This window comes from Adlercreutzia mucosicola DSM 19490 (genome assembly GCF_000422625.1).
Lineage (GTDB): Bacteria > Actinomycetota > Coriobacteriia > Coriobacteriales > Eggerthellaceae > Adlercreutzia > Adlercreutzia mucosicola.
This window is the reverse complement of record NZ_KE383895.1, coordinates 194,862-217,839: the sequence shown is the minus strand read 5'-3', so window position 1 is coordinate 217,839 and position 22,978 is coordinate 194,862. Positions and strand designations below refer to the sequence as shown.

Sequence of the window (22,978 nt, the reverse complement as noted above, 5' to 3'; positions counted from 1 at the left end):
CCGATGACATCAGCGGTAGCGACACCACCTCGCGGAGGCGCTCCTAGCGATTCTCGATGTGCCCGATATTCTTCAGGGCGATTTGGATGCGGCCATCTGCGGCGCTCGAGAACTCGATGAAATCGGGGTTCTCGCCGTATTCCGCGGGGAAGGTCAGTTCAATGCCCGTGTCGGTGCGAATCTTGTGGTTGCGCGTAACCCGCTTGGCCACGGCCGCCTCCACCACCACGCGCTCGGGGATGGCCCCCTCGCTCACCGCGCGGTCGAAGCGCTCCTGCAGCACTGGCTCGTCGGCGAACACCTCGCGGCCCAGCTCGTGGGCGTCCACTTCGTCGGACTCCTCGGCGTTCTCGGCCACGTAGGCTTTGGCCTTCGACAGCGCCACGGCCGTGTTGGCGCCGTATTCCTCGGCCACCTCCTCCACCACCGTGGTCACCGCCTGCAGCACTTCCTTGCTGGACGCCTCCATGGAGCACTGCAGCAGACCGTCGGGGATGATCCAGCGTGTATCGCCGGCGATCTCGCGCTCTTTGTCCACGAACCACACGGTCATGGCATCGCCGTCGATGAGCGCGAACGACGCCACTTTCTGGGACGGATTCGGCAGAATGGCATGGTGCCGCGCGATGGTGGTGGCGGCGTCGCCGAAGTCGTTGCTGCCCACCTCGTGCATGTAGGCCTGCCGACTCTCCAGCAAAATGATGGCGAAGTACCGCGTGCCGCGCCCCTTGAAGGCGGTCTCGGCCTCCTCGTCGGTCATCTCGCGCACCGTTTGGTCCAGGTCTCCCTCGAAGTCGATGACGAGCAGGTCGGTGGAGGGGGTCTTCTCCATGCGCGACAACTCGTTCACCAAAAACTCGCCGATCTGCTGCGACAGCCCCACGAAATCGCGCTCGCCGCGGAAATAGGCGCGCAGCTCCTCGGCAAACAGGCTGTTCTCCGCGAAGGTACCGCGCTTGCTGTCCAGGTTCCCCACGGCCCGCTTCGCCTGGCTCGTCACGTAGCGCTTCGCCGTCTTGTTCCCCAAATCCATCTCGGCCTGGGCAAACACATTCACACAGGACACGAAATCGAACACATGCAGAATCGCCTTGTTAATGTTCATGAGGAGCCTTCCCAAAGAATCAACTAATCGCAGCCTGCCATTATAGCCGAGCTGCGCACGTCTCCCTTAGGCGATTTCGAACCAGACGTTGAGGTCGGCGTTGGTGGGAATGCCGGGAACTTCACCCTGGTTGGTGTACTGCCAAATGGCGAAGTTGAAGGAAACGGTGGGCTCGTCGATGCCGTACTCGGCAAGCCACAGCGGGTATTCCTTGCGCTCGGCGGGAGTAAGGCGCAGCAAGTCCTGCTGGTTGCCATAGATCATGGGCGCATAGCCGTTCTGCTCGATAACCTCGCAGAACGCCCGCGCGTTGGCGGCAAATTGCTCGGCTGAGATATTATTGGCCCGGGCGCCGTCGATTTCCACCGACTCGTGATCGTAGGCCACAATGCCCACCGACACACCCTCGGCTTCGACCTTGTGCACCTGCGCCAACGCATAAGCCGCTTCTTCGCGGGCCTCCTCCTCGTTCACCGACTGCGAGAAGAAATAAGTGTGCACGGGAATGCCCGCCTCGTGGGCGCCCTTCGCATTCTGGAAGAAATACTCGTCCACACCGAGCGACCCCTTGGTGGCGCCACGATTGCCGATGCGCACGAAAGCGAAGGTGGCACCCGCCTCGGCCACAGCACTCCAGTCCACTTCCAGCTGATGCTCGGACACGTCCACGCCCCAGCGGGACAGCACCTGGTCATTCACGCGGTACACAGGGCGACCGCCGTCCCAGATGAGGTCGTTCCAGTTGTAGGGGCAGGGGTCGTCCTGAACGGAAGACGCGTCGGTGGAGGCATCGGACCCGCAGCCGACCAACGCGCCGGCAGCAACGCAGGCGGCCGCGACCACGAAGGCCCGTCGGGAAAGAAGGGGAACTTCGCCGGTCGCCAGGGGCTGTGGCGTCCGCCCTTCGCCGTGGCTTGTTTCACGAGAAACACGAGACACGGTTTCTCTGGAAGTTCTCATAGGTCCTACTTTCCTCTTGCACAATGGGCATATTTTACACCGTCTTGCCCTTGCGTCCCTCGTCAATCGGCTTTTTTGCCCTTATTCGCTCGCGACATCGTGGAAAAGAGGGGAGGACCCGGGTGCGCATCCCCTATTCCGCGGGAAAAGAAGTGCCGACGGGGCGCATCCGATCTCGCGCAGAAATGTTCACGGGGCTTACCAGCCGAAGCAACGACGCCAGCTGTGGCCGAGGACCTCTCGCTTTGTGCAACGTAAAAAGGGGCCGCACGGAGCGACCCCCAACATAGATATCCTTTCGGCCTTCCGCGGTTACAGTGCCGCAGCGATCACCTCGGACAGGCGGCGGATGCCGTCGCGGATGGTGTCGGCATCGGCGTTGGTGAAGTTCAGGCGCATCGTGGAGCGTGCGCCGGGCTCGGCATAGAACGGGTCGCCGGGCACGAACGCCACGCCGCGCTCGAGTGCCTTCGGGAACAGGTCCATAGTGCTGATGCCCTCGGGCAGCGTGGCCCACAAAAACATGCCACCCTGGGGCTTGGTGAACGACACCTCAGCCGGGAAGAACTCGGCCATGGCGTCGGTCATGGCCTGGGCCTGATCGCGGTACAGGTCGCGGATCTTCACGAGGTGCTCGTCCAGGTCGTTGTGGCGCAGGTAATCCAGCACCACGAACTGGGCGAACACGTTCGTGTGCAAATCGGCGGCCTCCTTGGCGGTGTTCAGCTTCGCCAGCAGCTCGTGGTCCTTCGTCAGCAGATACCCCATGCGGAAGCCCGGCGTGACCGTCTTCGAGAACGAACCCATAACCACGCCGTGGGGCAGCGCCGTACCGCCGATGTAGGGCAGCGACTCGCCTTCAAAACGCAGCTCACCGTAGGGGTCGTCTTCCACGACCACAATGTTGCGGCCGGCCAGCGCCTCGCGCACCTTCGCGCGGTTCTCGGCCGTGTAGGTCAGGCCCGTGGGGTTCTGGAAGTTGGGAATGAGATAGATCATCTTCGCGCCGGCATCCAAGGCGGTGTTCAGCTCGTCGATGTTCAGGCCCTCGTCGGTCAGCTCCACCTCGCGAAACACCGGCTGCTGCAGCGCAAAGGCCTGGATGGCGGCCAGGTAGGTGGGCTTCTCCACGATCACGCCGTCGCCCTTATCGAGCAGCACCTTTCCCAGCAGGTCGAGCACCTGCTGCGAGCCAGTGGTGACCAGCACGTCTTCTTCAGTGTAGTCGGTGCCGAAGCGGTGGTTGTAGCGCTCGGCGATCCAGGCGCGCAGCTCGGGAATGCCCGCCGTCGCAGAGTACTGGAAGGCCTCGGCGCCGCGCTCGGCCACCACGCGCTGCATCGATTCCATCAGCTTTTCCTGCGGGAAAGAAATGGGGTTGGGCAGGCCGCCGGCAAAGGAAGTGACATCGGGATCGGAGGCCGCCTTCAGAATGGCGCGCACAAACGACGGCGGGGTGGATTTGATGCCGTCGGAAAGCAGTTCGTCGATGGCGAACTCGGTGGTGGTTTCGGTCGTGGTCATGGTTGCCTCCGCTCACTGGGAACTCTCAAAAACCATTGTTCCACTAACGTGCGCCCTCCGCGCCCATTTTTTTGCCAACGCGCCGAAGAGGAGGGCGGTGCGGCCTCGCGGGCGGTCATCGGGGACGAATTGATCGAGGAAACGGGTATTCACGAGGGCAATCACCTGCAGGCGTGGGGAGGATCGCCGCAAAGGCGATAAACAGAAGACCCAGCGACAGCAAGAGCGCCCAGACCGAATGAATCACCCCATGTCCAGCAGGCTGATGGCCAGCAGCATAAAGCAATTCAAGCACCAGGCCGCCCCCCATGTCGAATGCAGGCTGGGCCGCTCCGAACACCAAGTTCATCACTGCGTTCGAAGAGTGGCTGAACGGCATCGAGAAAGAGATGGGGAAGCGCATCGAAAGCGGCAGCTTGGTGAAGGCAGAATCCCTTGATGAATTAGCGGAAAAGATCGGCGTGCCGGCAGATCAGCTGAAAAGTCTGTCGATGAATACAACGCAGCCTACCAGGCAGGAGTTGATACGAAGTTCGACGTGCCGGCCCAATTCCTTTCAGAAGTTAAGACAGCGCCATTCTACGCGACCCCGCTCGTTTGTTCCACGCTAACCATCCCCTTCGGATTGCACGTGGACAACAATTCCCAGGTCTGCACCGAAGAAGACGAGCCTATCGACGGCCTGTTTGTCATCGGCAACGTACAAGGTGACTTCTTTGGAAAAGACTACCCCGTGCACTGCCCCGGCATCAGCCACAGCCGATGCCTCGTGTTCGGGCAGCTTGTAGGCGAGGCTCTTGCGAAAGATACGGTGCTTACCGCGCTCATAGCTTAGGTGGCTTGGCCGTAGTTCCCTCCCCAGAGCGGGCTCCTACAATGACTAGGAGTCCGCTCCACTTGCTTAAAGCAAGAAGGCGTTTCAAACCCAGACCTCTGGCCGCACCTCAGTCCATCCGTATTGCTCCCGCATCCAACGCACGAAGGAGCGAAAGGGCATTCGCAATCCACTGGGTGCCGGCCTCCAGACGATAACCTGCGAAACCTGCCTCACTGAGGATTTCCCCGATACGACCCTCATCCATATCCAGGCTCATAAGATCACCGAAGCGCACGCCCTGCGCCGCTATATCACAGACGTGATCCCAATAGGTGCCGGTGTAGCCGAAGGTGGTGGCGAAAGCGCGGGGGTCGGCTGCGGCCTTACGTGCGAACTCCTCGGTATCCTCGTAAAAGAGGCTGCGCCCGTTGTCGTAAAGCGGGTAGAAGCGCTCCCCCTCGCCCGTCACTAGCACCGCAATGTTCGACAAATGCCGATCGTCCTGACGCGTGATGAAATCGAAGGCGATCATGCGGCAGAAATTCTCAGCATACTGAGGGCGTACCGCCAGCAGGTTTTCCAACTCGTTTTCGCCACGCGGGCCGTCGAAAAGACGGCGCATATGCACCAAGTACTCGCGGGTGAAATCGTACTCGAAGACGCTGAATACCGCATCTTTGTCGAAGCGCCAAGCGCGGCAACATGGCACGCCTAGCTCTCGGGCAAGCAGCGCCGCGGCCACTTCGGATTCAACGTCAGTGGAAAGAGGGCTGATGCGCTGCTTTACAATGCCGTAGCATCCCTCGCTGGCCCCATAGCGCTTCACGTTGGCCCCCTCAGGTGTGTCCACGCTGTCGCCCACCGCGTCGATGCGTTGCAGGAAGACATCGTCGAACACCGCAGTGACCGCACTGGCCATAGTCTCGTCGACTTCCCGAGCCATCCACAGCTCATCGCGCGGGTTAATGGCATGCGTCGCGTCGGCAATCTTGAACACATCGTACTCTGAAAGACCGCAGCGGAACAGGAGGCGCTCGACGTCGCGGCGGCTCGGGCTCATGATACGCTCGGAGAGGAACTGCAAAAATTCATCGGGTGACCATGCTGAGCGGCCATGGGTATACAAGGCCACTGTCGTGTTGTAGCGCGGTTCGACGAATCGCACCGACAGATCGGGCGCAACAAGGCCAACAATATCGTCGTTCCACTTGAGATACCGGAAAGGCTCGACGGTCATAGCTCAGGCTCCATCCTACCGCATTCGCACACATGAGCCCAGCATAGCAGATAGGGTACCGACCCTTTACGCATACGGCAGCTTTGGTTGACAGTCTTCAACCATGGTTAGTAGATGCGCGGCGCGCCTTCTGTTTCGTGCCCGCCTTCATGCAGTCTATCCTGGGGACGCCGCCACCCGTCGCATCGCGCGCACTGTTCCCGGCGATCCTCTGCTCGCGCATCGTCCCACCAGTTGCCGGGCGCGTCTACGACAGGCGCGGTCCCGACGTGCTGCTGCCCCCGAGCTGCTTGTCCCCCGTGCTGCCGCCCTATGCTACTGCCACGGAGAACTACTCGGGCTTGACAGTTTTTTGACTTTACCGTCTTATGATTCGTAAGATTGGAGGCGACAGCATGACCCAAAAGATTCTCGTGGTTGATGACGAACCCATGCTCACCGACCTGCTGGACGCGCACCTGACCCAGCGCGGATATTTGGTTTGCAAGGCCAACAACGCCGAAGAGGCCCTGGCGAAGCTGGGCTTGAAGCCCGACCTTATCTTGCTGGACATCGGCATGCCGGGGACAGACGGGCTGCAACTGTGCCAGACCATCAGGAACCACATAGGCTGCCCTATTTTGTTTCTTACAGCGCGTATCGCCGAGCAGGACAAGATTGACGGCCTTGCAGTCGGCGGGGACGACTACATCACGAAGCCCTTCAGCCTGCGAGAGCTGACGGCGCGCATCGAGGCGCACCTGCGCCGGGAGGCCCGGGGACGCCAGACATCGGAAGTGGTGGCCGGGCAGGGCCTTCTCATCAATCGGTCCCAGCGGAAGGTGTTCGCCGGGGATCGGGAAATAGCCTTCTCGAAGCGCGAGTTCGACATCTTGGATTTCCTGGCATCCCATCCCAACCAGGTTTTCGACCGCGAGCGCATTTACGCGGCGGTATGGGGTATCGACGGCCAAGGGGATGCCAGCGTCGTCAAAGAGCACGTGCGCAAAATACGCCAGAAGCTCTCGGAGGCCTGCGGCAGCGAGCCCCTTGAGACGGTTTGGGGAATGGGGTACCGGTGGAAGGCATGAAGAAGAAGTCCCTCAAAGGCGAGTTCGCCCGAACCGTGGCGGTGACCATGCTCGCCGTTGCTCTGGCCAGCGGCCTCGCGATCTTCGGCTGCAGCCAGCTGCAGAAATCCATCCTGCCAGATTCCAACGAGGCGTGGCTCACCCAAAGGATCACCGCGGCCGACGGCACGGTCTCGGAAGCGACCACCCGAGTTGAGATCGGCGGACAGGCGCAGTCGCTCGGCCGTCTTGTCCAGGACGGCGCGGAAGGCGATCCCGACCAAACGGCGAGTTACACCATCGACCGCATAGACTCGAGCTTCTCGATGCTCACGGATAAGGCGAAAGCCGCCTACCGCGCCTCGCAGGTGGCCATGGTCGGGCTGCCGCTTCTCTTCGCCATCCTCGGCATCGCCCTGGCGGGGCAATGGTTCTACCGGAAGAAGCTGGAGCCTCCCATCCGCGCGCTCGCCGACGCGACCGCCCACGTCCGCCGCCAAGACCTCGACTTCCGGGTGCGCTGCGCTTCCGCCGATGAGTTGGGCCAGCTCTGCGTTGCCTTCGAGAGCATGCGTCAGGCCCTCGTCGACAACAACCGCCTTCTGTGGGACATGCTGGAAGAGCGCCGAGCCCTCCAGGCATCCGTGGCCCACGATCTGCGCAACCCCATCGCCATCATGGGAGGCTATGTGGAGCACTTGCAAGAAAGCCGCAAGGCGGGCCTTCTGACCGACGAGGAACTCGACCGGGCACTTGCCAACCTGGAATCCGCCGCCGACCGCATGGGGCGCTACACCGAAGCCATGCGCGAGGTGGGAGCCATCGAGGAGGTGGAGGTTCGCCCCGAAGAGGTAAGCCTTCCGGGTTTTCTGGAGGGGCTGGGCGATTCTTTGGCCGTGCTGTGCCGCGGCAGTTCCGCGCAGCTGACCTGCCGCATCTCCGTGCCGGAGCGCACAGCTGTCTTCGACGGCGAGCTTCTGTACCGTATTCTCGAAAACCTCGTGGGCAACGCCCAGCGCTTCGCCCGCCGCGAGATCGTCCTTGAGTTCCACCTGGAAGGAGAACTGCTAGCGGCCACGGTAACCGATGACGGCCCCGGCTTCTCAGAGACAGCGCTCCGAAAGAGGGACGCCCTGTTCTTCACCGAAGATGCCTCCGGCGGCCATTTGGGGCTGGGGCTTGCCATGAGCCGGATATTCTGCAGGAAGCTGGGAGGATCCTTGGAGTTGTCGAACGGCGATACGGGCGCCTGCGTAAAGGCGCTGATTGCCGTCAATCGCCCCCAAGGAGGCGTCGAGAAAAGCTAACGCAAAACCGCTGCCGTCGATCTTCACCGGCGCTCCTTCAGCATCTCCGAAATTTTTTTCGCCGCTTGACCGGTTTTTGACTTTTGCGCCCTAGGCTGGAGCAGAAGACGCAAAGGAGGTCCTGTATGCGAATGAAACCTATTTTGGCCATGCTGCTGGGGGCGGCTCTTCTGCCTATCTCCGCCTGCAGCGGTTACGACATTCCGGAAGAAGCTCCCGCACCTGCGCAAGGCGATGCGTCGAACCCCTTCGAGGAAGCCCAGGACGACGCGAGCCTTATGGCCATGCTCAGCCACGAGGCCGCCAATCCGCCCCTGTCCGACAGCGGTGAGCGGGAGCCGTTTCCCTACGATGGCGGAGAGTTTCGCCTGGACTATCGCTTTTCTGTCAGCGGAGACCTGGACAGTGTAGGGTTTCTCCTGTTCTTGGACGGGAAACCCCAGCCCTACCGTATCGATGGCCAATCGTCCGATTATGCCTTTTGCCATACATTCGATGCGGCGGAGGATCAAGACATTGCCTTCCTCTTCGAGCCGGTGGCCGGGCACGGCGGCGACACGCTGAACCTGACTATCGTCAGCATCACGAACCCCGACTTCCAGCCGGACATGGAAAGCACGTCCAGCTACGGGTGGTATCACAATGCACTTTCCGCCAGTGTGGAGATGCGCTTCAACGCCGACCCCCCTTCGTCTGCCGCCACGGCGCCGAACCCGGTGGAGGCTCTTTCCTCCTGCAGCGTGCACGAGGAAAAGGTCACGTCCCGGTACCTGGAGAACGACCTGGCCCAGGCGGGATGGCCGGATATAGCCATGGACACGCTGGACGACGGGATCTATTACACGCTCACCCTCGATGGCGACACGGTATTCGACAACCTTCCCCTTACCGAGCCGGTAGCAGTGCGCTTCACCCTGTGCGGCACTCCCGGCGCGCGTTACCACATTTCCTTTTTCCTCGATCACCAGCCGATGGCGATGAACGAAGAGGCATCGAGCGCCGTAGAGCTGAGCAAAGGGGGCGTGGCCGTGGTGGAGGGCGTCATCGACCCGTCCCTGTTAGGGAAGCTCAGCACGTTCTACTGCGTGGCGGTGCCTGCCGACAACGCGGGCGCGCCCTTCTTCAAAACCAACTCGATACTGCTCTTCCAGGAGGCCTAGATCATGAGAAAAGCACTTTGCGCCGCACTGGCCCTGTCGCTACTTGTCCTGGGAGCCTGCAGCGCGCCTGTACCAACGGACAACTCCGAAGAGGCGACGCCGGAAACACCGGCCGCCCCGCTGCCAGCTTCCGATGTCATGAAGGACGATGACCCCGCCCAAACGTCAGGCTCCTTCGCTTTCGACAGCGCTCCTCTCCAGGGAAAGCTCACGGGCTGTTCCTATGCCCAGGCGGGCACGTTGCTCGTCTGCGCTGATGAGCTGTACCTCTACGATACCGCCTCCGGCACGGTGCTGGCCCACTGCCCGGCTCCGGCACCGATGCGAGATTTTGGCGCAGCACCGTTCAAAGACGGCATCGTCCTCACGGTTATGGGCGATGCGGGGGCGGTCGCGTACATCTACGACAGCGAGTTGAAGCTGGAGGAAACTCTGGAGCTGGAAGAGCTTCTGTCCGGCGATCCGGTGCTCGATCCCGGCTGTGTGGCGGCGTCGAGCGACGGGAATCGGCTGGCCATCGCTGGCCTTAGCGCCCTCTACCTTTACGACCGCCCGGCCGGCCAGCTGACTACCCTGCTCGACACTGCCCAAGGCATCGGCGGCTCCAGCTGCATGGCGACCTCGCTGAACGGCGCCGCATTCACCCCCGACGACGACCGCGTGGCCTTTTTCGGCGACGGCTTTTCCGCCGAAAGCGGAGATGGCGAGGACAGCGCGCCGGTATGGGGAACCATAGGCATCGACGGCAGCGAGCTTGAGCTTGACTGGCTGGAATCGGAGGGCGTCGAGGAGATGCTACGAGCCGACGGCCGGCTGTTCTTTCCCCCTGCGATTTCCCATGTCGACGGGAGCCTTCCCTGGGTCGATACGGCAAGCGGCGCCGCGCATCGGCTCGCCTTTTCCGCGAGCGACGAGGGAGGGGACGGTGTCTACGTGTCCGAACAGGGCAAATACGTCGCCACCGCCGAACTGGGCGACGTGCTCACCGTGCGGGTCTATGCCGTTGACTCCGGCGAGCTTCTGGCCACCGAGACCATCGAGGTGGACGATTCCCGCTACGTGGGGCGGATTCCCCAGGTGATCCTTCTAGATGATGCGCAGGCCGCCATCGTGCTTCTGGGCTGCGGCATAGAGGAAATCGACACGGCAGTCGCCACGTTCAGCTTTGGAGCCTAGCATGGAGATTCAGTTCGATAACGTAGCGAAATGCTACAAGGGCAAGTACGCCCTCAAAGACTTCAGTGCCACGCTGGGCGAAGGCGTTTTCGGGCTGCTGGGCGAAAACGGCGCCGGGAAGACGACGCTCATCAGCATCCTCGTGGGCATCTTGCGCGCCGACGGCGGGACAGTGAGAGCCGATGGGCGCGACGTTGGGGCGCAGGGCCGCGCGTTTCTAGCCGATTTGGGCTATATGCCGCAGTACCCGGTCTTCTACCGTGACTTCACCGTGGGGGATTTCCTCCTCTACATGGGAGCGCTGAAAAGCCTGCCCCCGGCTTTGGCGCGAAGCCGCGCGGCGGAATTGCTGGACACCGTGAATCTGTCCGACGCGCGGGACAAGAAGATCGGCGCCCTTTCGGGGGGCATGCGCCAGAGACTCGGCATTGCCCAGGCCATGCTATCCGACCCGAAGGTCCTGGTGCTGGACGAGCCCACCGCCGGCCTGGACCCGGGCGAGCGCATCCGCTTTCGCAACCTTATCTCCCGCTTCGCCCCTGGGCGCACCATCCTTCTAGCCACCCACATCGTGCCCGACGTTGAGTGCATTGCCACGGAAATCCTGCTGCTGCGCCGCGGCAAGCTGCTCATGCAGGGAGCCCCGAGCGCACTGGAGCAGAGCATCGCGGGCAAAGTGTGGGAGGTAACGGCGGACCTGGAACAATCCCGGCGGCTGGCCGAACGCTGCTGCATCGGCAACATGAAACAGGACGGTGCCCTCTTCTCGCTTCGTATCGTCAGCGACGAGTGCCCCTGTGCGGGGGCTCGGCCAGCGCGACCGAACCTGGAAGACGTGTTCCTGTATTTCTGCCAGGACGGCGATGCACCATGCGCCTAGTCTGGTACGAATTCGCCAAGCTTTTCTGTCGGCGATCGGTGCTCGTGCTCTTCGTCCTGTTCAGCGTTATAAACCTGGCCAAGATCTACAGCGAGTGGGATGCCTATTCGTTTCTGGCCGACGGCGGCGGCGAGCACAGCTGGCACACCGTCTACTGGCAGCTCTACGACCAGTACCAAGGCCCCATTACGCCCGAAAAGGTGCAGCAGCTGCTGGCGACGTGGCAGCCTTTAGCCCAGGCCACGGCGGACATGACCGCCAGCACCGCCACCGACGACGCCAACTCCCTGACGGGAAATCTCTACAGCGATCGGAATCTACTGGAGAAGTACTTCGTCGATCCCATGCAGTATTGCTACGAATATGGCGACCGTGCTGCATCGGTGGCGGAAAAGGCGCGCCAGAACGCCGAGGCCGCGGCTCAGGCCGGGGCCTTGTACCAACAGCGGGAAAGCGCCGCCCTCTACCAGATCTACGCCGGTCGCACCGTGCCCGACTTCGCCTACACGGAGATGGCCAACTACTACCTGAACTACGACTTCTCCCTCGTTCTCGTGCTGCTTCTGGGGCTTTACGGCGTGGCCGGCACCTTCGTGGAGGAGCGGGAAACGCAGATGGACCGGTTGCTGCTCACGAATCCCAATGGCGGCAGCCGCACCGTTCTCGCGAAGCTGATGGCAGCCAGCGGGTTTTTGCTGCTGGTGACCATGTGGTTCTCGCTGCTTGACCTGGCGGGCTTCGGGGTCGCCTTCGGTACCTTAGAGGGCCTGAATTTGCCGGTGTACGCCATCCCCAGCTTCGCCGAGGCACCTATCGACCTCAGCGTCCTCCAATTCGCGGTGCTGGCGGCGGCGCTGCGAAGCGTCGGGCTCTGGGCTTTGGGCATGGTCTGGCTTGCGGTGTCGCTGCGGGGCAGAAACGCCCTTATTCCCCTTGTCGCCAACTTCGCGCTCACCGCCGTGCTCGTCATCGGCGGCGCGAGCGCGGCCTATTCCCACTTTGTCTGGGCGAAAGCGCTCGATCCCTATTCGCTGCTGGCGGGCCGCCCCCTCCTGGCCCAAACGGAGTTTCTGGACATCGGCGGCTTCCCCGTCCTGTCCTGGCAGGCAGCGCTCGCAATCTCCCTGGTTGCGGGGCTCGTCGTTGCCGCAGCCATCTATCTGCTTTCGCCGCGAAACACCTACTGCCCCATAAGGAGGCTGCGATGATGGTGCTCGCCTATGAATGGAAGAAGCTCATGATCGGGCAGCGAGGGTTGGCCTGTCTGCTGGCGGCCCTGGTGGTCAGCGGGGTCTGGCTGGCGGCGACCGAACAGCCCCAGAACATCGCCATGCAAGAGCACCGATCCGATTACGCCTGGTGCCTGGAAAGGCTGGACGGGGCGTTGAACGACCAGAAGGAGGCCTGGCTTCAAGACGAGAGCGAGGCCATCACGGAAGCGAAAGCCGCCCGTGCCGAAGCGCAGGAAAGCTACTACAGCGGCCTCACCTCGGCTGAGGATTACGAAAGTGCGGCGGCCCAGGCCGGGGAGGTGCTGGCCCACGAGCGGGGCTTCGACGCCGCCTTCCAGCAGTACCTCTATGTATCGGAGAGCCCGACCAACCGATACTTCCTTGAGACGAACGGCTGGGCCGGGCTTCTCTCTGTCCAGACGCTGGATTTCGCGGTGCTGCTGGCCGTCTTGTATCTGGCCGCCGCGGCTTTCTGCTCGGAATACGCCTGCCAGATGGACGCGCTTTTGCGCACGACCCCCGAGGGCCGCGCAAGCGCCCGGTGCAAGGTGCTCATCGTCATCGGTTCCGCCGTTGCCCTTTGTGTCGCGCTCTCCCTTCTCCAGCTCACGTTCTTCGCGGTGAAATACGGGCTGCCCCACGGGGACTATCCCCTCCAGAGCGTTCCGCTTTTCGGCACCAGCGAGAAGAGCCTCTCTCTTGCAGAGGCGTTCGTAGCGGCCGCCGCCCTCCGTTGCTTCGGCGCGGTGATGCTCGCGGCCTTGCTCCTCTTCGCCTCGGTTATAGTGAGGAAGTACGCACTGACGGCTCTTATCGGCGCCGCTGCCACCCTCATCCCCTTCATCGGACTGCCGGAGCAATTCATCTTCCGCCTGCCCCTTCCCCTGCCGTTCTTGCTGGCGACGGGATTCTTGGAGGGCGGCCGCTTTGCTCAGGGCGACGGAGGGGAGGCAATCGCCGTGTTTGCCGAAGTGTCCCCGTGGGAATTCGCGCTGGTGACGGGAATTTCGGCGGCGCTTACGATGCTCGCGCTGTACGGAACGGTGCGGCGCAGCACGAACTGCTGGCTCTTGGAGAGAAGGCCCCGCTTCGGCAGCAAGGCAAAGCCCGCGGCCGCCCTTCTGCTTGCCGTCGCTCTTCTGCTGCCTGTAACTGGATGCTCTTCCGAGGCCGCCGAAACCGTGGTCTACAACTCTGCCGCCCAAAGCGTGGCAGGCGACGGCTTTGCCGTGGCGCTCGACGACGAAACCCGAACCTACACCTTAGAACGCGAAGGTGCCGCAGCGATGGCCGTGGAAACATCGCCGCTTTTCGGCGCCTTTTCGGACGGGGAGTCCGTGACGGGCGCCTATGTGGCCGGCTCTTGCATTTACTACCTTACTTCGCGAACCCAACAATACATCGACCGGGTTGGCAATTACAACAGCACGTTCACCCAGTTCAGCATCGTGCGCCTTAATGCGGACACGCTGGAGCGCCACGTGATTTTCGAGCAGATCGCCGACAGCGATCGCTCCCTGCTGGGAATCGACTACACGGTCGGCGATACCTGGGCGTTTCTTCCGGATTGCCGCAGTTTTTTCCTGAACGACCGCAGTTTCTTTTTCGTGGCGAACGATAAGATCGTCGAGGTGGATCGAGCCACGCGGTCGGTGCAGACGCTCGCCATCCCCGCCAGCGGCAACATAGCCTTCGACGGTCGCGCCATTTACTTTGTAGACGAGGATTCGCGCCTTCAGGCCTACGACACCCAAACCCGGGAAGTTGCTCCCGTGGGAAACATCATCGCCCGCAGCTTCTGTCTCACCGAGGGCGGCCTTTGCTTCGTCAACCGCCTGGACGGCGATGCAGTCTGCACCTGCGCCAAAGACGGCTCCGATGCTGTGGTGGTGTTGGAAGGACCTGCCCTATCGGTCGATTATGAAGGCGGCGAGCTCTCCTCCACTCTGAAATCGGATGGCCGAACGGTTCCAGTTGAGTTATGACGAGCGGTTTCCCTATGCGCAACTGACCCAACGCGTGCTGCCTGCCCTCTCTTGCGCCCCGAGGGTGAAACGATCTTCGTGTTCATTTCTTACCTCATTTCCTTTTTTCCGAATCGAAGCACCGACAATGAGAGGAACGCCGCGAAGAGCAGCGCCGCGAAGAGGACGAACGGGAACGGCTGGAACGCGGTCGATGCCATTCCGGCCGTGAAGTCATGGAGCGAGCACGAGACGAGGTAGCCGCTATAGCAGTACGGATAAGCTATCCAGGCGGGGGTGTTCGCGACGAGAACGCCCGGGATGACGAGAAGCAGGTTGAGCCCGACGGTGATGAGGGGCTTCTCGAAGACCACCGTTATCGCCCACATGGCGGCAACGGCGGGCAGCATGGTCAGGAAAAGGCCCGCGCAGGACTTCAGCAGGTAGCCGATGGGCAATGTCTCCTGCACCCCCATCATCTGGGTGGCGATTAGCCCGACGATCACGAAGACCGCGAAGAACACGGCGATCTCCATGAGAAGGAAGAACGCGACGACCACGAACTTCGCCAGGGAGAGCTTGTAGCGGCTGACGGGGAGCGCAAGCATCTTCAGGATGCCGTTGTGCGACGTCTCCCTGCCCGCAATCATCACGCACACGACGATCATGCTGAGCGGGAGCAGGTAATACGCGTACACGAGCGCGCTCTGGACGAACATCGCGGGCCATGCGTTTGTGTACTCGGGGGTGAAGTAGCGGCTCAAGTTCGCCACCCCCGATACGACCACGAGGATGGGCGCAATGAAGATGAGCGGGACGATCTTCGACCTGCGCACCTTCATGAACTCGATTCCGATAAGGCTTGTAAATCCCATAACTGCCTCCTACTCGTAGCGCCCGCGGCCGGAAAGCCAGAGCCCGGCCGCAAGGAAGATGACCGTCTGCGCCGCCGAAACCGCGATGGCCAGGAACTCCGGCTGGGCGCTCATGGCGATCGCCGGCTTCAGCATCAGGACGAAGGGGTGGGCTAGGACGAGGGGCGAGTCGACGCTGGCGAGCGCCATGGCGCTCAAGAAGCCCGCCACGCCTATGCCGAGGGGTATCCACATGTTCTCGATGCGCGACGACACGAGCAGCATGAGGGTGAGAACGGGCATGCTGGTGATGAGCGAGTAGCCGGCGAAGGCGATCACAGCGCCGGGATCGTACGCCCCTTCGGGCAGACTGCTCGCTCCAATCAGGGCGAGCACTCCGTTCTGCATCGCGACGGCGATGAGGAGCCCAATAACGAGGACGAGGAACTTGCTCCCGTACATCGAAGGCATCTTCATGGGCATCACGAGCATTTTCTTGATGGCATCGCCCCTGAACTCCATGCCGTAGATCATGCACGCCGCCACGATGACCCCGAACATGTTGGTGACGACGATCATCCCGTAGAGCTGCGTGAGCAGGATGTCCATCGGGTCGAGCGGCATGCTGAGCAGCGTCTCTCCGCGAACGAGGAAGTTCGCGCATGCGTAAAGGGCTCCCAAGACGCCGATCGCCAAGAGCACGAAAACGATGCCCGTCCTGCGCTCTTTGCGCAGCTCGATCGACAGCGCGCTCATAGGACGGCCCTCTGCTTCCGCAAGAGGTTGTCCTGCTCTATCATCGCCAAGAACAGCTCTTCCAGGTTCTCGGCGGCGTAGCCCGAGGCAAGCGCCTGGGCGCGCAGGTTGTCGAGGCTTCCCTCGTAGAGCATCGTCCCATGGTTCAAGATGCCGATATCGTCAGCCACAAGCTCGATCTCCGACAGCATGTGGGAAGAGACGAGCACCGTGCAGTCGAAGGCCTTCGGCAGCGATTTGACGAGGTTTCTGATCTCGTGTATTCCAGCAGGGTCCAGGCCGTTCGTCGGCTCGTCGAGGATGAGGATCGGAGGCCTTCCAAGAAGGGCCTCGGCAAGCCCCAGCCGCTGCTTCATGCCAAGCGAGTACTTCTTCGCGAGGCGGCCGCCGAACTCCGACAGGCCCACGAGTTCCAGGGCCTCGTCCACGGAGCTCGCAGGCAGGCCCAGTATCCTCCGGATGATATCGAGGTTCTCCCTTCCGGTGAGGTTGGCGTAGTAAGAGGGGGACTCGATGAAGGATCCGACCTCCTTGAGGATCGCCACCCGACTGTCCGGAAAGCGCATGCCATCGATCTCGAAGGCGCCCGATGTGGGCGCCGTGAGGCCGAGCAGCATCTTCATGGTCGTTGACTTTCCTGCTCCGTTGGGCCCGAGGAACCCGTAGATGCTCCCCTTCCGCACATGCATTGAGACATCGTTGACGGCGACGAAGTCCTTGTAGCGCTTCGTCAGATTGCGGGTCTCGATGATGAGAGGATGGCGCCTCGAACGCCCTGGTTGCGCATGTTTCATCGTTGCTCCTTTCGACGGAGATCAAGGTATTCGCCCCGCCTGACATTCCTCGATTGCGCACCTGACTTTTTCCTTACTTTCGCGTACGGCCCAGGGGCGGGACTGTATTCTGTACAGCGGATAGGTTTGAGAAAGGCGCCTCGTGGATTACGCTCTCTTGCACAGCAAAAGGATCTTGCTCGTGGACGACGAGCCGGAGCTTCTTGCCCTCGTGTCAGATATCCTGACCGACGCGGGGTTCGGGGAGATATTCACCGCGGCAAATGCAAAGGATGCGCTTGAGCGCTTCGATGAAGTTAATCCGGAGTTGGCAATCTTGGACGTGATGCTTCCCGATGGCGACGGGTTCTCGCTCATGCGGCAGGTGCGCAAGTCGTCCGACATCCCTGTGATATTCCTCACGGCGAAAGACGAGCCCATCGACAGGATATCGGGCCTGGGCCTGGGAGCCGACGACTACATTCCCAAGCCATTCCTTCCCCAGGAGCTCTTGCTGCGCGTCTATGCAGTACTCAGGAGGTCATACCCCGCGGTTGAGCCAAAGGTCCAACTTGATTATTGCGTGATCGATTTCGACAGGGCCGAAGCCGTGCGCGAAGACGGCCCGGTCTCGCTCACGGCAAAGGAGTTCGCGCTGCTGGAGATCCTTTCCCGCAATCAGGGCAAGGTGGTCACAACCGATGCCATTTGCAATGCCTTGTGGGGCGGGGACGCATTCGGGTACGAGAACCCCCTCAATGCCCACATCAGGCGCGTGCGGGAGAAGATCGAGCGCGATCCCTCGCATCCTGTGTCGCTCATCACCTGCAAGGGGCTCGGGTACAAGCTGATGGTTTGCAGGTGATGCCGTGAAGTCCCTGCGCCCCTATATCGCGAGAAACCTCGCGTTCTTCGCCGCCCTGATGGTCGCTTTGCTGGCGTTCAATGCGGCAGCGTTCGGCATCTTCTTCTCCGGAGCAGTCGCCCATGAGGCCGGAGACGCCTCGCCCGTGGCCATGCTTCATGCCATTGAGGACACAACAAGCGCATCGGAGGCGTCTCCGGAGGCGAAGAGCAAGCTACGGGAAAACGGCCTATGGGCGCTGTTCATAAAGCCGGATGGGGACTGCTCGTGGTCGGTCGACGCTCCCGAGGGCGTTCCCCTCCACTACACCCTGCAGGATGTCGCGCGCTTCTCGAAGGGGTATATCTCCGACTACCCTGTTTTCACGCGCGTCACTGACGCCGGCCTGCTGGTCTTGGGCTATCCCAAGGACAGCTACATGAAGATCACGGGCAACTATATCCCCATGCGGGCGGTGCAAGCTCTCCCGTCTTTCCTCGTGGTGATGGCGTTCCTCGATGTCGGCTGCCTCTTTCTAGCCTATTGGCTCTCAAAGAGGCGCACTCTGTCTGGATTGGAGCCCATCGAGGATGCCATCGAGGCGCTGGGAACGGGCAAGGCGGCGCATTCCCTGCCGAAGGGGACACTTGCGAACCTTTCGGAGAGCGTGACTCGCGCGTCCGACCTCATCGCCAAGCAGAATGAGGCGCGCGCGAACTGGATTGCCGGCATATCCCATGACATCCGCACCCCGCTCACCCTCATCATGGGAAATGCGGAGCGCATCGCCAGCGACCCCTCTGCCCCATCGGATGCGTCTGGCCGCGCTGCCCTTATCAGCGCGCAGAGCGCCAAGATCAGCAACCTGATCAACGACCTGAATCTTGCCTCCCAGCTAGAATACGACATGCAGCCCTTGCATAAGGCGAAAGCGAAGCCCTCGAAAATCGTCCGCAAGGCGGTGGCAGATGCGATCAACGCATGCCCGGAAACGAGGTATTCCTATGAGATGGAAATCGAACAGGAGGCCGAAAAGGCGGCCGTTGAGTGCGATGAGCGCCTGCTCGGGCGGGCGATAGGGAATATCCTGCAGAACAGCGTCACGCACAACCCGCAAGGCTGCCGCATACGCATAGGGCTGAATGCGACCGATGAGCATGTGCTCATCACCATTGAAGATGACGGGGCGGGGGCGGCCGGAGAAGGCCTGCTCGCCCTTCTTAAATCTCAGGAACACGCGAGCAGCACCGACGAAAACCTCGACCTTCGCCACGGGCTCGGACTGCAAATCGCGTCACGGGTGATAAGGGCGCACCAGGGAAATCTCTCCTTCTCAGCTCCCGTCGAAGGCGGCTTCAAAACCGTAGTACAGCTTTCCAGGTGTTAATCCGGCTGCGAGGCCTGCTGCCTCGGTGCTCATGAGGCACGAGAACCCATCGTACACGCTCGGCCGCTATACAGGATACGCCCCGAACACGGTCATGGGCATAGGGGAAGGTGCATCGACTACATCCGTTCCGCCGAGCAAAATTGTGGTTTTATCTGTTAGTCGGGGCCGACAAAGATCAATAGCGTATAACTCAACAGCACGCGGGCGTCGCCAAGTGGTAAGGCCCAAGCTTCCCAAGCTGCTAGCGAGGTAAGCACCCGCGAAACACGCGAAATGCGTGGTCGAGAAATGCCCAGTTCAGAATCATGATTTCTGAATCCTGGGAAACCCTTCTCCCTTCTTGGTTTTTCGAGAAACCCCGATATTTCCAGTGCGCTTCCAGTATTTTCGCGAAACGCACGTCCATCGCACATCGCGCGAGGGCCGTCTGACCTCCCGATGCGGGCAACCGCAGAAGGAGGCGCATGAGCCATGCCATGCAGAACCATCGCAGTAGCGAACCAGAAGGGCGGCACGGGGAAGACCGCCACCACCTTGAGCTTGGGGATAGCCCTCGCGCATCGCGGGAAGAGGGTGCTCCTCGTGGACACCGACCCGCAGGGCGATCTCACCAAGTCGCTCGGCTGGGCGGACCCCGACTCGCTTGAGACGACGATCGCGAACCACCTGGGCGCTGTCATCGAGGGCGAGGGAGCAGACCCCCGCGAGGGCATCCTCTCCCACAAGGAGGGCGTCGACCTGATGCCCGCGAACATCGAGCTGGCGGGCATGGAGATGCCCATCCTCATGGCGATGTCACGCGAGCAGCTTCTGAACGTGTGGGCCTCGCCCCTCAAGGCCGACTACGACTTCATCCTCTTCGACTGCGCACCCACGCTCGGCATCATCCCCGTGAACGCCTTCGTCGCGTCCGACAGCGTGCTCATACCAGTGTCGGTGGAGTACCTTCCCGCCTCCGCCATGGTCGGCCTGCTCAACACCATCGGGCGCGTGAGGCGGCAGATCAATCCCGCCCTGGCCGTCGAGGGCATACTGCTCACGCTGTTCGACAGCCGCAACAACCTCGCCCATGAGGTCGAGCAGACCATCCGCGATCAGTACGGCAGCGCCTGCCGCGTGTTCGACACGGTGATCCCCAGGGCGGTATCGGCCGCCGAGGCGCCTTCTGTGGGCGCGAGCATCTTCGCCTACGACGGACGCGGCAAAGTGGCGAGCGCCTTCGAGCGCCTTGCTGAGGAGGTGGTCTGCCGTGGGTAGGAAGAAGGTTCCCATAACGCTGCCCGGCGTGGACGACCTGTTCACCTCGCAGGGCGAGCGCGACGGCTCCGCCATGGGCGGCGTGTCGGACATCCCGCTGGCGGCCATCGACCCGTTCCCCGGCCATCCCTTCCAGGTGCGCGACGATGAGGAGATGGAGCGGCTTGCGGAGAGTATCGCCGAGAACGGCGTGCTCGTGCCGCTCACGGTGCGGGCTGCGGGGCCGGATCGCTACGAACTCGTGAGCGGTCACAGGCGAAAGCACGCAGCGGAACTGGCGGGGCTTGAGAGCGCGCCCTGCATCGTGCGCGCCATGACCGACGACGAGGCTGTCATCGCCATGGTGGACTCGAACCTGCAGAGGGAGACCATCCTGCCGAGCGAGCGGGCGTTCGCGTATTCGATGCGGCTTGAGGCGATGAAGCATCAGGGGCGGCGCACCGACCTGACTTCTGCGCAAGTTGCGCAGAAGTCAGGCGGCAGGTGGTCGCGTGACATTCTGGCCGAGGAGCTTGGCGTCAGCAAGGACAAGGTGCAGCGCTTCATACGCTTGACCTTCCTCTCGCCGGAGCTCCTTGCCCTCGTCGACGAGGGGCGCATGAAGATGCTCCCGGCCGTCGAGGTGAGCTACCTCTCGCAGGAGGAGCAGGGATGGCTGCTCGACGCTATAGGCGCTCAGGCGGCAACCCCGTCCCACGCCCAGGCTATCAAGATGAAGCGCTACTCCAAGGAGGGCTCGCTCACATCCGCCCTCGTGCGCTCCATCATGGAGGAGGAGAAGCCAAACCAGGTCGAGCAGTTCAAGATGCCGAGGAAGAGCATCGCTCGGTTCTTCAAGCCGAGCGCCACGAGAGACGAGATCGAGAGCCGCATCGTGCGCGCCCTTGAGCTGCTTGAGCAGGCCGAGGCGAGGCGCGGCAGACAGGGCGGTGCATGATGGGCAACGTGATGCACCGCGGCAAGGGATCGTTCACCTTCGTGGAGAACACCATCTTCTTCGACCACGGCCTCTCCGCGAAGGCCAAGGGAATCTACTGTCAGATTCGCTCCCTTGAGAACAATCCCGAGTGGGTGTTCACCATCAAGGGCTTCGCCTCTCTCGTGAGGGACGGCGCGGATGCCGTGTCGGCCGGAATAAAGGAGCTGGAGTCCTCGGGCTACATCATCCGCGCCCGCAAGCGCAGCGAGAACGGCCGCTTCCTCAAGGCGGAGGAGGCCACCTGGATCACGCTCGACGACCCGGCCATGCACGCGCAGGTGGCGGCGGAGCTCAAGGCGGACGGCTACGCCATCCTCTCGGAGTTCACCCGCGAGCCGCCCGCCAACGTGGAGGCCGAGCCCTCCCCAGAGAACGAGGGCGAGAGCGACGGCGGCCCCGTGAAAGCCCAGGTCGTCACCAGAACGGGAAAATCCGTATCTGGAAAAGCCACATCTGGGGAACCGGCACCTATAAATTACTCATCCCATAAAACCCTTGAACCTGATAAAGAACCCCTCTCTTGTCCCCCCGACGAAAGCGCCGACGAAGCGAAGAAGCGGGAGGACGGTTTTAGGGAATATCGGAAGGGAGAGTTCCCGGAGGCATTCGAGCGGCTGTGCGCCATGTCCCTCAAGCCGGTCGCTTCGCTGCGGTTCAAGCGCGACTGCCTCGCGGCCTGGGAGCGGCGCGTGGCGCAGGGCTTCTCGCCCGAGCAGATCATCGACGCCTACGCCGCCTACGCCAAGAGCTACTGGATGCGCAACGGCGACGACGCGAAGCTCGCCAAGAACCTGGCCCGGTGGATCGAGGGCGAAGGGGGCTTCTCCGCGTACTCCGACGAGCCCATACCGCCCGACCTGCTGGACGCCGACGGGGAGCCGCTGGACATGGTGGGGCTTGCGCAGGCCGACCCCGACTTCGCGAAATTGTGGCGCAAGGTCGAGACGCGCCGTAGCGTCATCCGCTCGCAGATGGCCATGGGAGGCTCGCTGCCGCCGGAGGAGCAGGTGCTCGCGGCCTGCGAGGAGGACGGTCCCTACAAGCGCTACCTGGCCGCCTGCGAGGAGCGCCACGGACGCTATTTGAGGATATTCGACCTATTCAGAGAATCCGGCGCGAATGCCGAGTTTGAGGAGCTGCGCTATGAGGTCGCTGAGGAGGGCTTCGGCCCATGCGGAAGGGGAGTCATCGCATGAGAGCGGTTTGGAGGTTCGCAAAATGGCTGTTCCGTTCCGTCTCCAGGTTCATGTGACGGGCGCTTGCCGCGCGATGCGTCTGCTTAAGCTGTGAGTGCCCTTCGGACGGATATGGAGCGGTTTATAATAAGGGAGTCACGCTAAATTGAATACGAACACCAAATACCGGACAGAGGGGCATCTGCCGTTTTGGGTATTTGGTGTTCAATTCCCAACAGCGTGACAACTGAGGTGGATGCCTCTCATCTGACATTCACGGGGGCTACCATCTTCCTGATTCCATTTACGGAAAGGTGGCCCCATGGCAGCAAGCGAAGGTTACTCCCCAACCAAAGAGATGGTCAACGCTATGGTCCAGTCGTCCGAGAGGCTGGAAGGGGCGGCATCGCTCCTGGCGATGCTCGAAGACAAGGCCGGCGACGAGCAGATAACCGCCTCCGAGCTTTCCGCCGTCCGCTGCATAGTGGAGACCTGCGCCGCCGACCTGGATGCAGCCTGGGCACGCGCCTGAAAATAAC

22 protein-coding genes are annotated in these 22,978 nt (G+C 62.0%); 15 read left to right on the top strand and 7 right to left on the bottom strand.

Annotation, left to right across the window (positions count from 1 at the left end):
- Nucleotides 1–43 precede the first annotated feature (43 nt).
- The 3 genes from G503_RS0111985 to G503_RS0111975 all read right to left on the bottom strand — a co-directional run bounded on the left by G503_RS0111985 (nucleotide 44) and on the right by G503_RS0111975 (nucleotide 3,589).
- Entirely contained in the window at nucleotides 44–1,105 is a 1,062-nt protein-coding gene (locus G503_RS0111985) for a nucleoid-associated protein (protein ID WP_028027751.1), read from the bottom strand.
- A 66-nt stretch (nucleotides 1,106–1,171) separates the two neighbouring features.
- Nucleotides 1,172–1,948, bottom strand: coding sequence for a GH25 family lysozyme (locus G503_RS15125; protein WP_051191233.1), 777 nt, complete (start codon nucleotides 1,946–1,948; stop codon nucleotides 1,172–1,174).
- Nucleotides 1,949–2,377: 429 nt separating this feature from the next.
- Nucleotides 2,378–3,589, bottom strand: coding sequence for an aminotransferase-like domain-containing protein (locus G503_RS0111975; protein WP_051191231.1), 1,212 nt, complete (start codon nucleotides 3,587–3,589; stop codon nucleotides 2,378–2,380).
- A 308-nt stretch (nucleotides 3,590–3,897) separates the two neighbouring features.
- Between G503_RS0111975 and G503_RS16810 the strand changes: the two genes are divergently transcribed.
- On the top strand, nucleotides 3,898–4,200 hold the full coding sequence (locus G503_RS16810; protein WP_235715578.1) for a hypothetical protein: 303 nt from the start codon (nucleotides 3,898–3,900) through the stop codon (nucleotides 4,198–4,200).
- Complete coding sequence (locus G503_RS16805) at nucleotides 4,128–4,424, top strand: FAD-binding protein (protein WP_028027749.1); 297 nt, start codon at nucleotides 4,128–4,130, stop codon at nucleotides 4,422–4,424. Before G503_RS16810 ends, G503_RS16805 begins: the two co-directional genes overlap by 73 nt.
- A gap of 109 nt (nucleotides 4,425–4,533) precedes the next feature.
- On the opposite strand, the gene G503_RS0111965 is transcribed toward G503_RS16805, so the two are convergent.
- Nucleotides 4,534–5,643 (bottom strand): hypothetical protein, encoded by a 1,110-nt coding sequence (locus G503_RS0111965; RefSeq protein ID WP_028027748.1) that lies wholly within the window; start codon nucleotides 5,641–5,643, stop codon nucleotides 4,534–4,536.
- 395 nt (nucleotides 5,644–6,038) lie between these two features.
- Between G503_RS0111965 and G503_RS0111960 the strand changes: the two genes are divergently transcribed.
- From G503_RS0111960 to G503_RS15120, 7 genes are all read left to right on the top strand, one after another.
- Nucleotides 6,039–6,713 carry a response regulator transcription factor gene (locus tag G503_RS0111960; RefSeq protein ID WP_028027747.1) on the top strand — a complete coding sequence of 225 codons (675 nt, stop codon included), beginning with the start codon at nucleotides 6,039–6,041 and terminating at the stop codon, nucleotides 6,711–6,713.
- Entirely contained in the window at nucleotides 6,710–7,999 is a 1,290-nt protein-coding gene (locus G503_RS0111955) for a sensor histidine kinase (protein WP_235715577.1), read from the top strand. The genes G503_RS0111960 and G503_RS0111955 overlap by 4 nt, the downstream gene beginning before the upstream one ends.
- Nucleotides 8,000–8,124: 125 nt before the next feature.
- Nucleotides 8,125–9,159: a hypothetical protein gene (locus G503_RS0111950; protein ID WP_028027745.1), complete on the top strand. Its 1,035-nt coding sequence runs from the start codon at nucleotides 8,125–8,127 to the stop codon at nucleotides 9,157–9,159.
- Between the two features lie 3 nt (nucleotides 9,160–9,162).
- Nucleotides 9,163–10,335, top strand: a complete 1,173-nt coding sequence (locus tag G503_RS0111940) for a WD40 repeat domain-containing protein (protein WP_156892014.1) — start codon at nucleotides 9,163–9,165, stop codon at nucleotides 10,333–10,335.
- A 1-nt stretch (nucleotide 10,336) separates the two neighbouring features.
- Nucleotides 10,337–11,215 (top strand): ABC transporter ATP-binding protein, encoded by an 879-nt coding sequence (locus G503_RS0111935; RefSeq protein ID WP_028027743.1) that lies wholly within the window; start codon nucleotides 10,337–10,339, stop codon nucleotides 11,213–11,215.
- Nucleotides 11,206–12,423 carry a hypothetical protein gene (locus G503_RS0111930; protein WP_035023068.1) on the top strand — a complete coding sequence of 406 codons (1,218 nt, stop codon included), beginning with the start codon at nucleotides 11,206–11,208 and terminating at the stop codon, nucleotides 12,421–12,423. Before G503_RS0111935 ends, G503_RS0111930 begins: the two co-directional genes overlap by 10 nt.
- A complete protein-coding gene (locus G503_RS15120; protein ID WP_051191229.1) occupies nucleotides 12,420–14,432 on the top strand; it encodes a hypothetical protein in 2,013 nt (670 codons plus the stop codon). Before G503_RS0111930 ends, G503_RS15120 begins: the two co-directional genes overlap by 4 nt.
- 89 nt (nucleotides 14,433–14,521) lie before the next feature.
- Here the strand turns inward: G503_RS15120 and G503_RS0111920 are convergent, their stop codons facing one another.
- From G503_RS0111920 to G503_RS0111910, 3 genes are read right to left on the bottom strand one after another with little or no spacing between them, the layout of a single operon-like run.
- Complete coding sequence (locus tag G503_RS0111920; RefSeq protein ID WP_028027741.1) at nucleotides 14,522–15,286, bottom strand: ABC transporter permease; 765 nt, start codon at nucleotides 15,284–15,286, stop codon at nucleotides 14,522–14,524.
- A gap of 9 nt (nucleotides 15,287–15,295) precedes the next feature.
- Nucleotides 15,296–16,021 (bottom strand): ABC transporter permease, encoded by a 726-nt coding sequence (locus G503_RS0111915; protein ID WP_028027740.1) that lies wholly within the window; start codon nucleotides 16,019–16,021, stop codon nucleotides 15,296–15,298.
- Nucleotides 16,018–16,815, bottom strand: coding sequence for an ABC transporter ATP-binding protein (locus G503_RS0111910; protein ID WP_051191227.1), 798 nt, complete (start codon nucleotides 16,813–16,815; stop codon nucleotides 16,018–16,020). The genes G503_RS0111915 and G503_RS0111910 overlap by 4 nt, the downstream gene beginning before the upstream one ends.
- 181 nt (nucleotides 16,816–16,996) lie before the next feature.
- Here G503_RS0111910 and G503_RS0111905 point away from each other — a divergent pair, with 181 nt between their 5' ends.
- From G503_RS0111905 to G503_RS0111880, 6 genes are all read left to right on the top strand, one after another.
- Nucleotides 16,997–17,659, top strand: coding sequence for a response regulator transcription factor (locus G503_RS0111905; RefSeq protein WP_235715564.1), 663 nt, complete (start codon nucleotides 16,997–16,999; stop codon nucleotides 17,657–17,659).
- Between the two features lie 4 nt (nucleotides 17,660–17,663).
- The gene (locus G503_RS0111900; RefSeq protein WP_028027737.1) at nucleotides 17,664–19,025 is read left to right on the top strand and encodes a sensor histidine kinase; all 1,362 of its coding nucleotides are present in this window, start codon (nucleotides 17,664–17,666) and stop codon (nucleotides 19,023–19,025) included.
- Between the two features lie 474 nt (nucleotides 19,026–19,499).
- Nucleotides 19,500–20,285, top strand: coding sequence for a ParA family protein (locus G503_RS0111895; RefSeq protein WP_028027736.1), 786 nt, complete (start codon nucleotides 19,500–19,502; stop codon nucleotides 20,283–20,285).
- Nucleotides 20,278–21,222 (top strand): ParB/RepB/Spo0J family partition protein, encoded by a 945-nt coding sequence (locus G503_RS0111890; RefSeq protein WP_035023065.1) that lies wholly within the window; start codon nucleotides 20,278–20,280, stop codon nucleotides 21,220–21,222. Before G503_RS0111895 ends, G503_RS0111890 begins: the two co-directional genes overlap by 8 nt.
- Nucleotides 21,219–22,460: a helix-turn-helix domain-containing protein gene (locus G503_RS0111885; protein ID WP_028027734.1), complete on the top strand. Its 1,242-nt coding sequence runs from the start codon at nucleotides 21,219–21,221 to the stop codon at nucleotides 22,458–22,460. Before G503_RS0111890 ends, G503_RS0111885 begins: the two co-directional genes overlap by 4 nt.
- A gap of 301 nt (nucleotides 22,461–22,761) precedes the next feature.
- Nucleotides 22,762–22,971 (top strand): hypothetical protein, encoded by a 210-nt coding sequence (locus G503_RS0111880; RefSeq protein WP_028027733.1) that lies wholly within the window; start codon nucleotides 22,762–22,764, stop codon nucleotides 22,969–22,971.
- Nucleotides 22,972–22,978 lie beyond the last annotated feature (7 nt).

What these genes read in the sequence shown, in the direction of transcription:
- G503_RS0111985 (WP_028027751.1), bottom strand. Translation starts at nt 1,105, where the DNA reads ATGAACATTAACAAGGCGATTCTGCATGTGTTCGATTTCGTGTCCTGT.
- G503_RS0111975 (WP_051191231.1), bottom strand. Translation starts at nt 3,589, where the DNA reads ATGACCACGACCGAAACCACCACCGAGTTCGCCATCGACGAACTGCTT.
- G503_RS16810 (WP_235715578.1), top strand. Translation starts at nt 3,898, where the DNA reads ATGTCGAATGCAGGCTGGGCCGCTCCGAACACCAAGTTCATCACTGCG.
- G503_RS0111965 (WP_028027748.1), bottom strand. Translation starts at nt 5,643, where the DNA reads ATGACCGTCGAGCCTTTCCGGTATCTCAAGTGGAACGACGATATTGTT.
- G503_RS0111960 (WP_028027747.1), top strand. Translation starts at nt 6,039, where the DNA reads ATGACCCAAAAGATTCTCGTGGTTGATGACGAACCCATGCTCACCGAC.
- G503_RS0111955 (WP_235715577.1), top strand. Translation starts at nt 6,710, where the DNA reads ATGAAGAAGAAGTCCCTCAAAGGCGAGTTCGCCCGAACCGTGGCGGTG.
- G503_RS0111950 (WP_028027745.1), top strand. Translation starts at nt 8,125, where the DNA reads ATGCGAATGAAACCTATTTTGGCCATGCTGCTGGGGGCGGCTCTTCTG.
- G503_RS0111940 (WP_156892014.1), top strand. Translation starts at nt 9,163, where the DNA reads ATGAGAAAAGCACTTTGCGCCGCACTGGCCCTGTCGCTACTTGTCCTG.
- G503_RS0111935 (WP_028027743.1), top strand. Translation starts at nt 10,337, where the DNA reads ATGGAGATTCAGTTCGATAACGTAGCGAAATGCTACAAGGGCAAGTAC.
- G503_RS0111930 (WP_035023068.1), top strand. Translation starts at nt 11,206, where the DNA reads ATGCGCCTAGTCTGGTACGAATTCGCCAAGCTTTTCTGTCGGCGATCG.
- G503_RS15120 (WP_051191229.1), top strand. Translation starts at nt 12,420, where the DNA reads ATGATGGTGCTCGCCTATGAATGGAAGAAGCTCATGATCGGGCAGCGA.
- G503_RS0111920 (WP_028027741.1), bottom strand. Translation starts at nt 15,286, where the DNA reads ATGGGATTTACAAGCCTTATCGGAATCGAGTTCATGAAGGTGCGCAGG.
- G503_RS0111915 (WP_028027740.1), bottom strand. Translation starts at nt 16,021, where the DNA reads ATGAGCGCGCTGTCGATCGAGCTGCGCAAAGAGCGCAGGACGGGCATC.
- G503_RS0111910 (WP_051191227.1), bottom strand. Translation starts at nt 16,815, where the DNA reads ATGAAACATGCGCAACCAGGGCGTTCGAGGCGCCATCCTCTCATCATC.
- G503_RS0111895 (WP_028027736.1), top strand. Translation starts at nt 19,500, where the DNA reads ATGCCATGCAGAACCATCGCAGTAGCGAACCAGAAGGGCGGCACGGGG.
- G503_RS0111885 (WP_028027734.1), top strand. Translation starts at nt 21,219, where the DNA reads ATGATGGGCAACGTGATGCACCGCGGCAAGGGATCGTTCACCTTCGTG.
- G503_RS0111880 (WP_028027733.1), top strand. Translation starts at nt 22,762, where the DNA reads ATGGCAGCAAGCGAAGGTTACTCCCCAACCAAAGAGATGGTCAACGCT.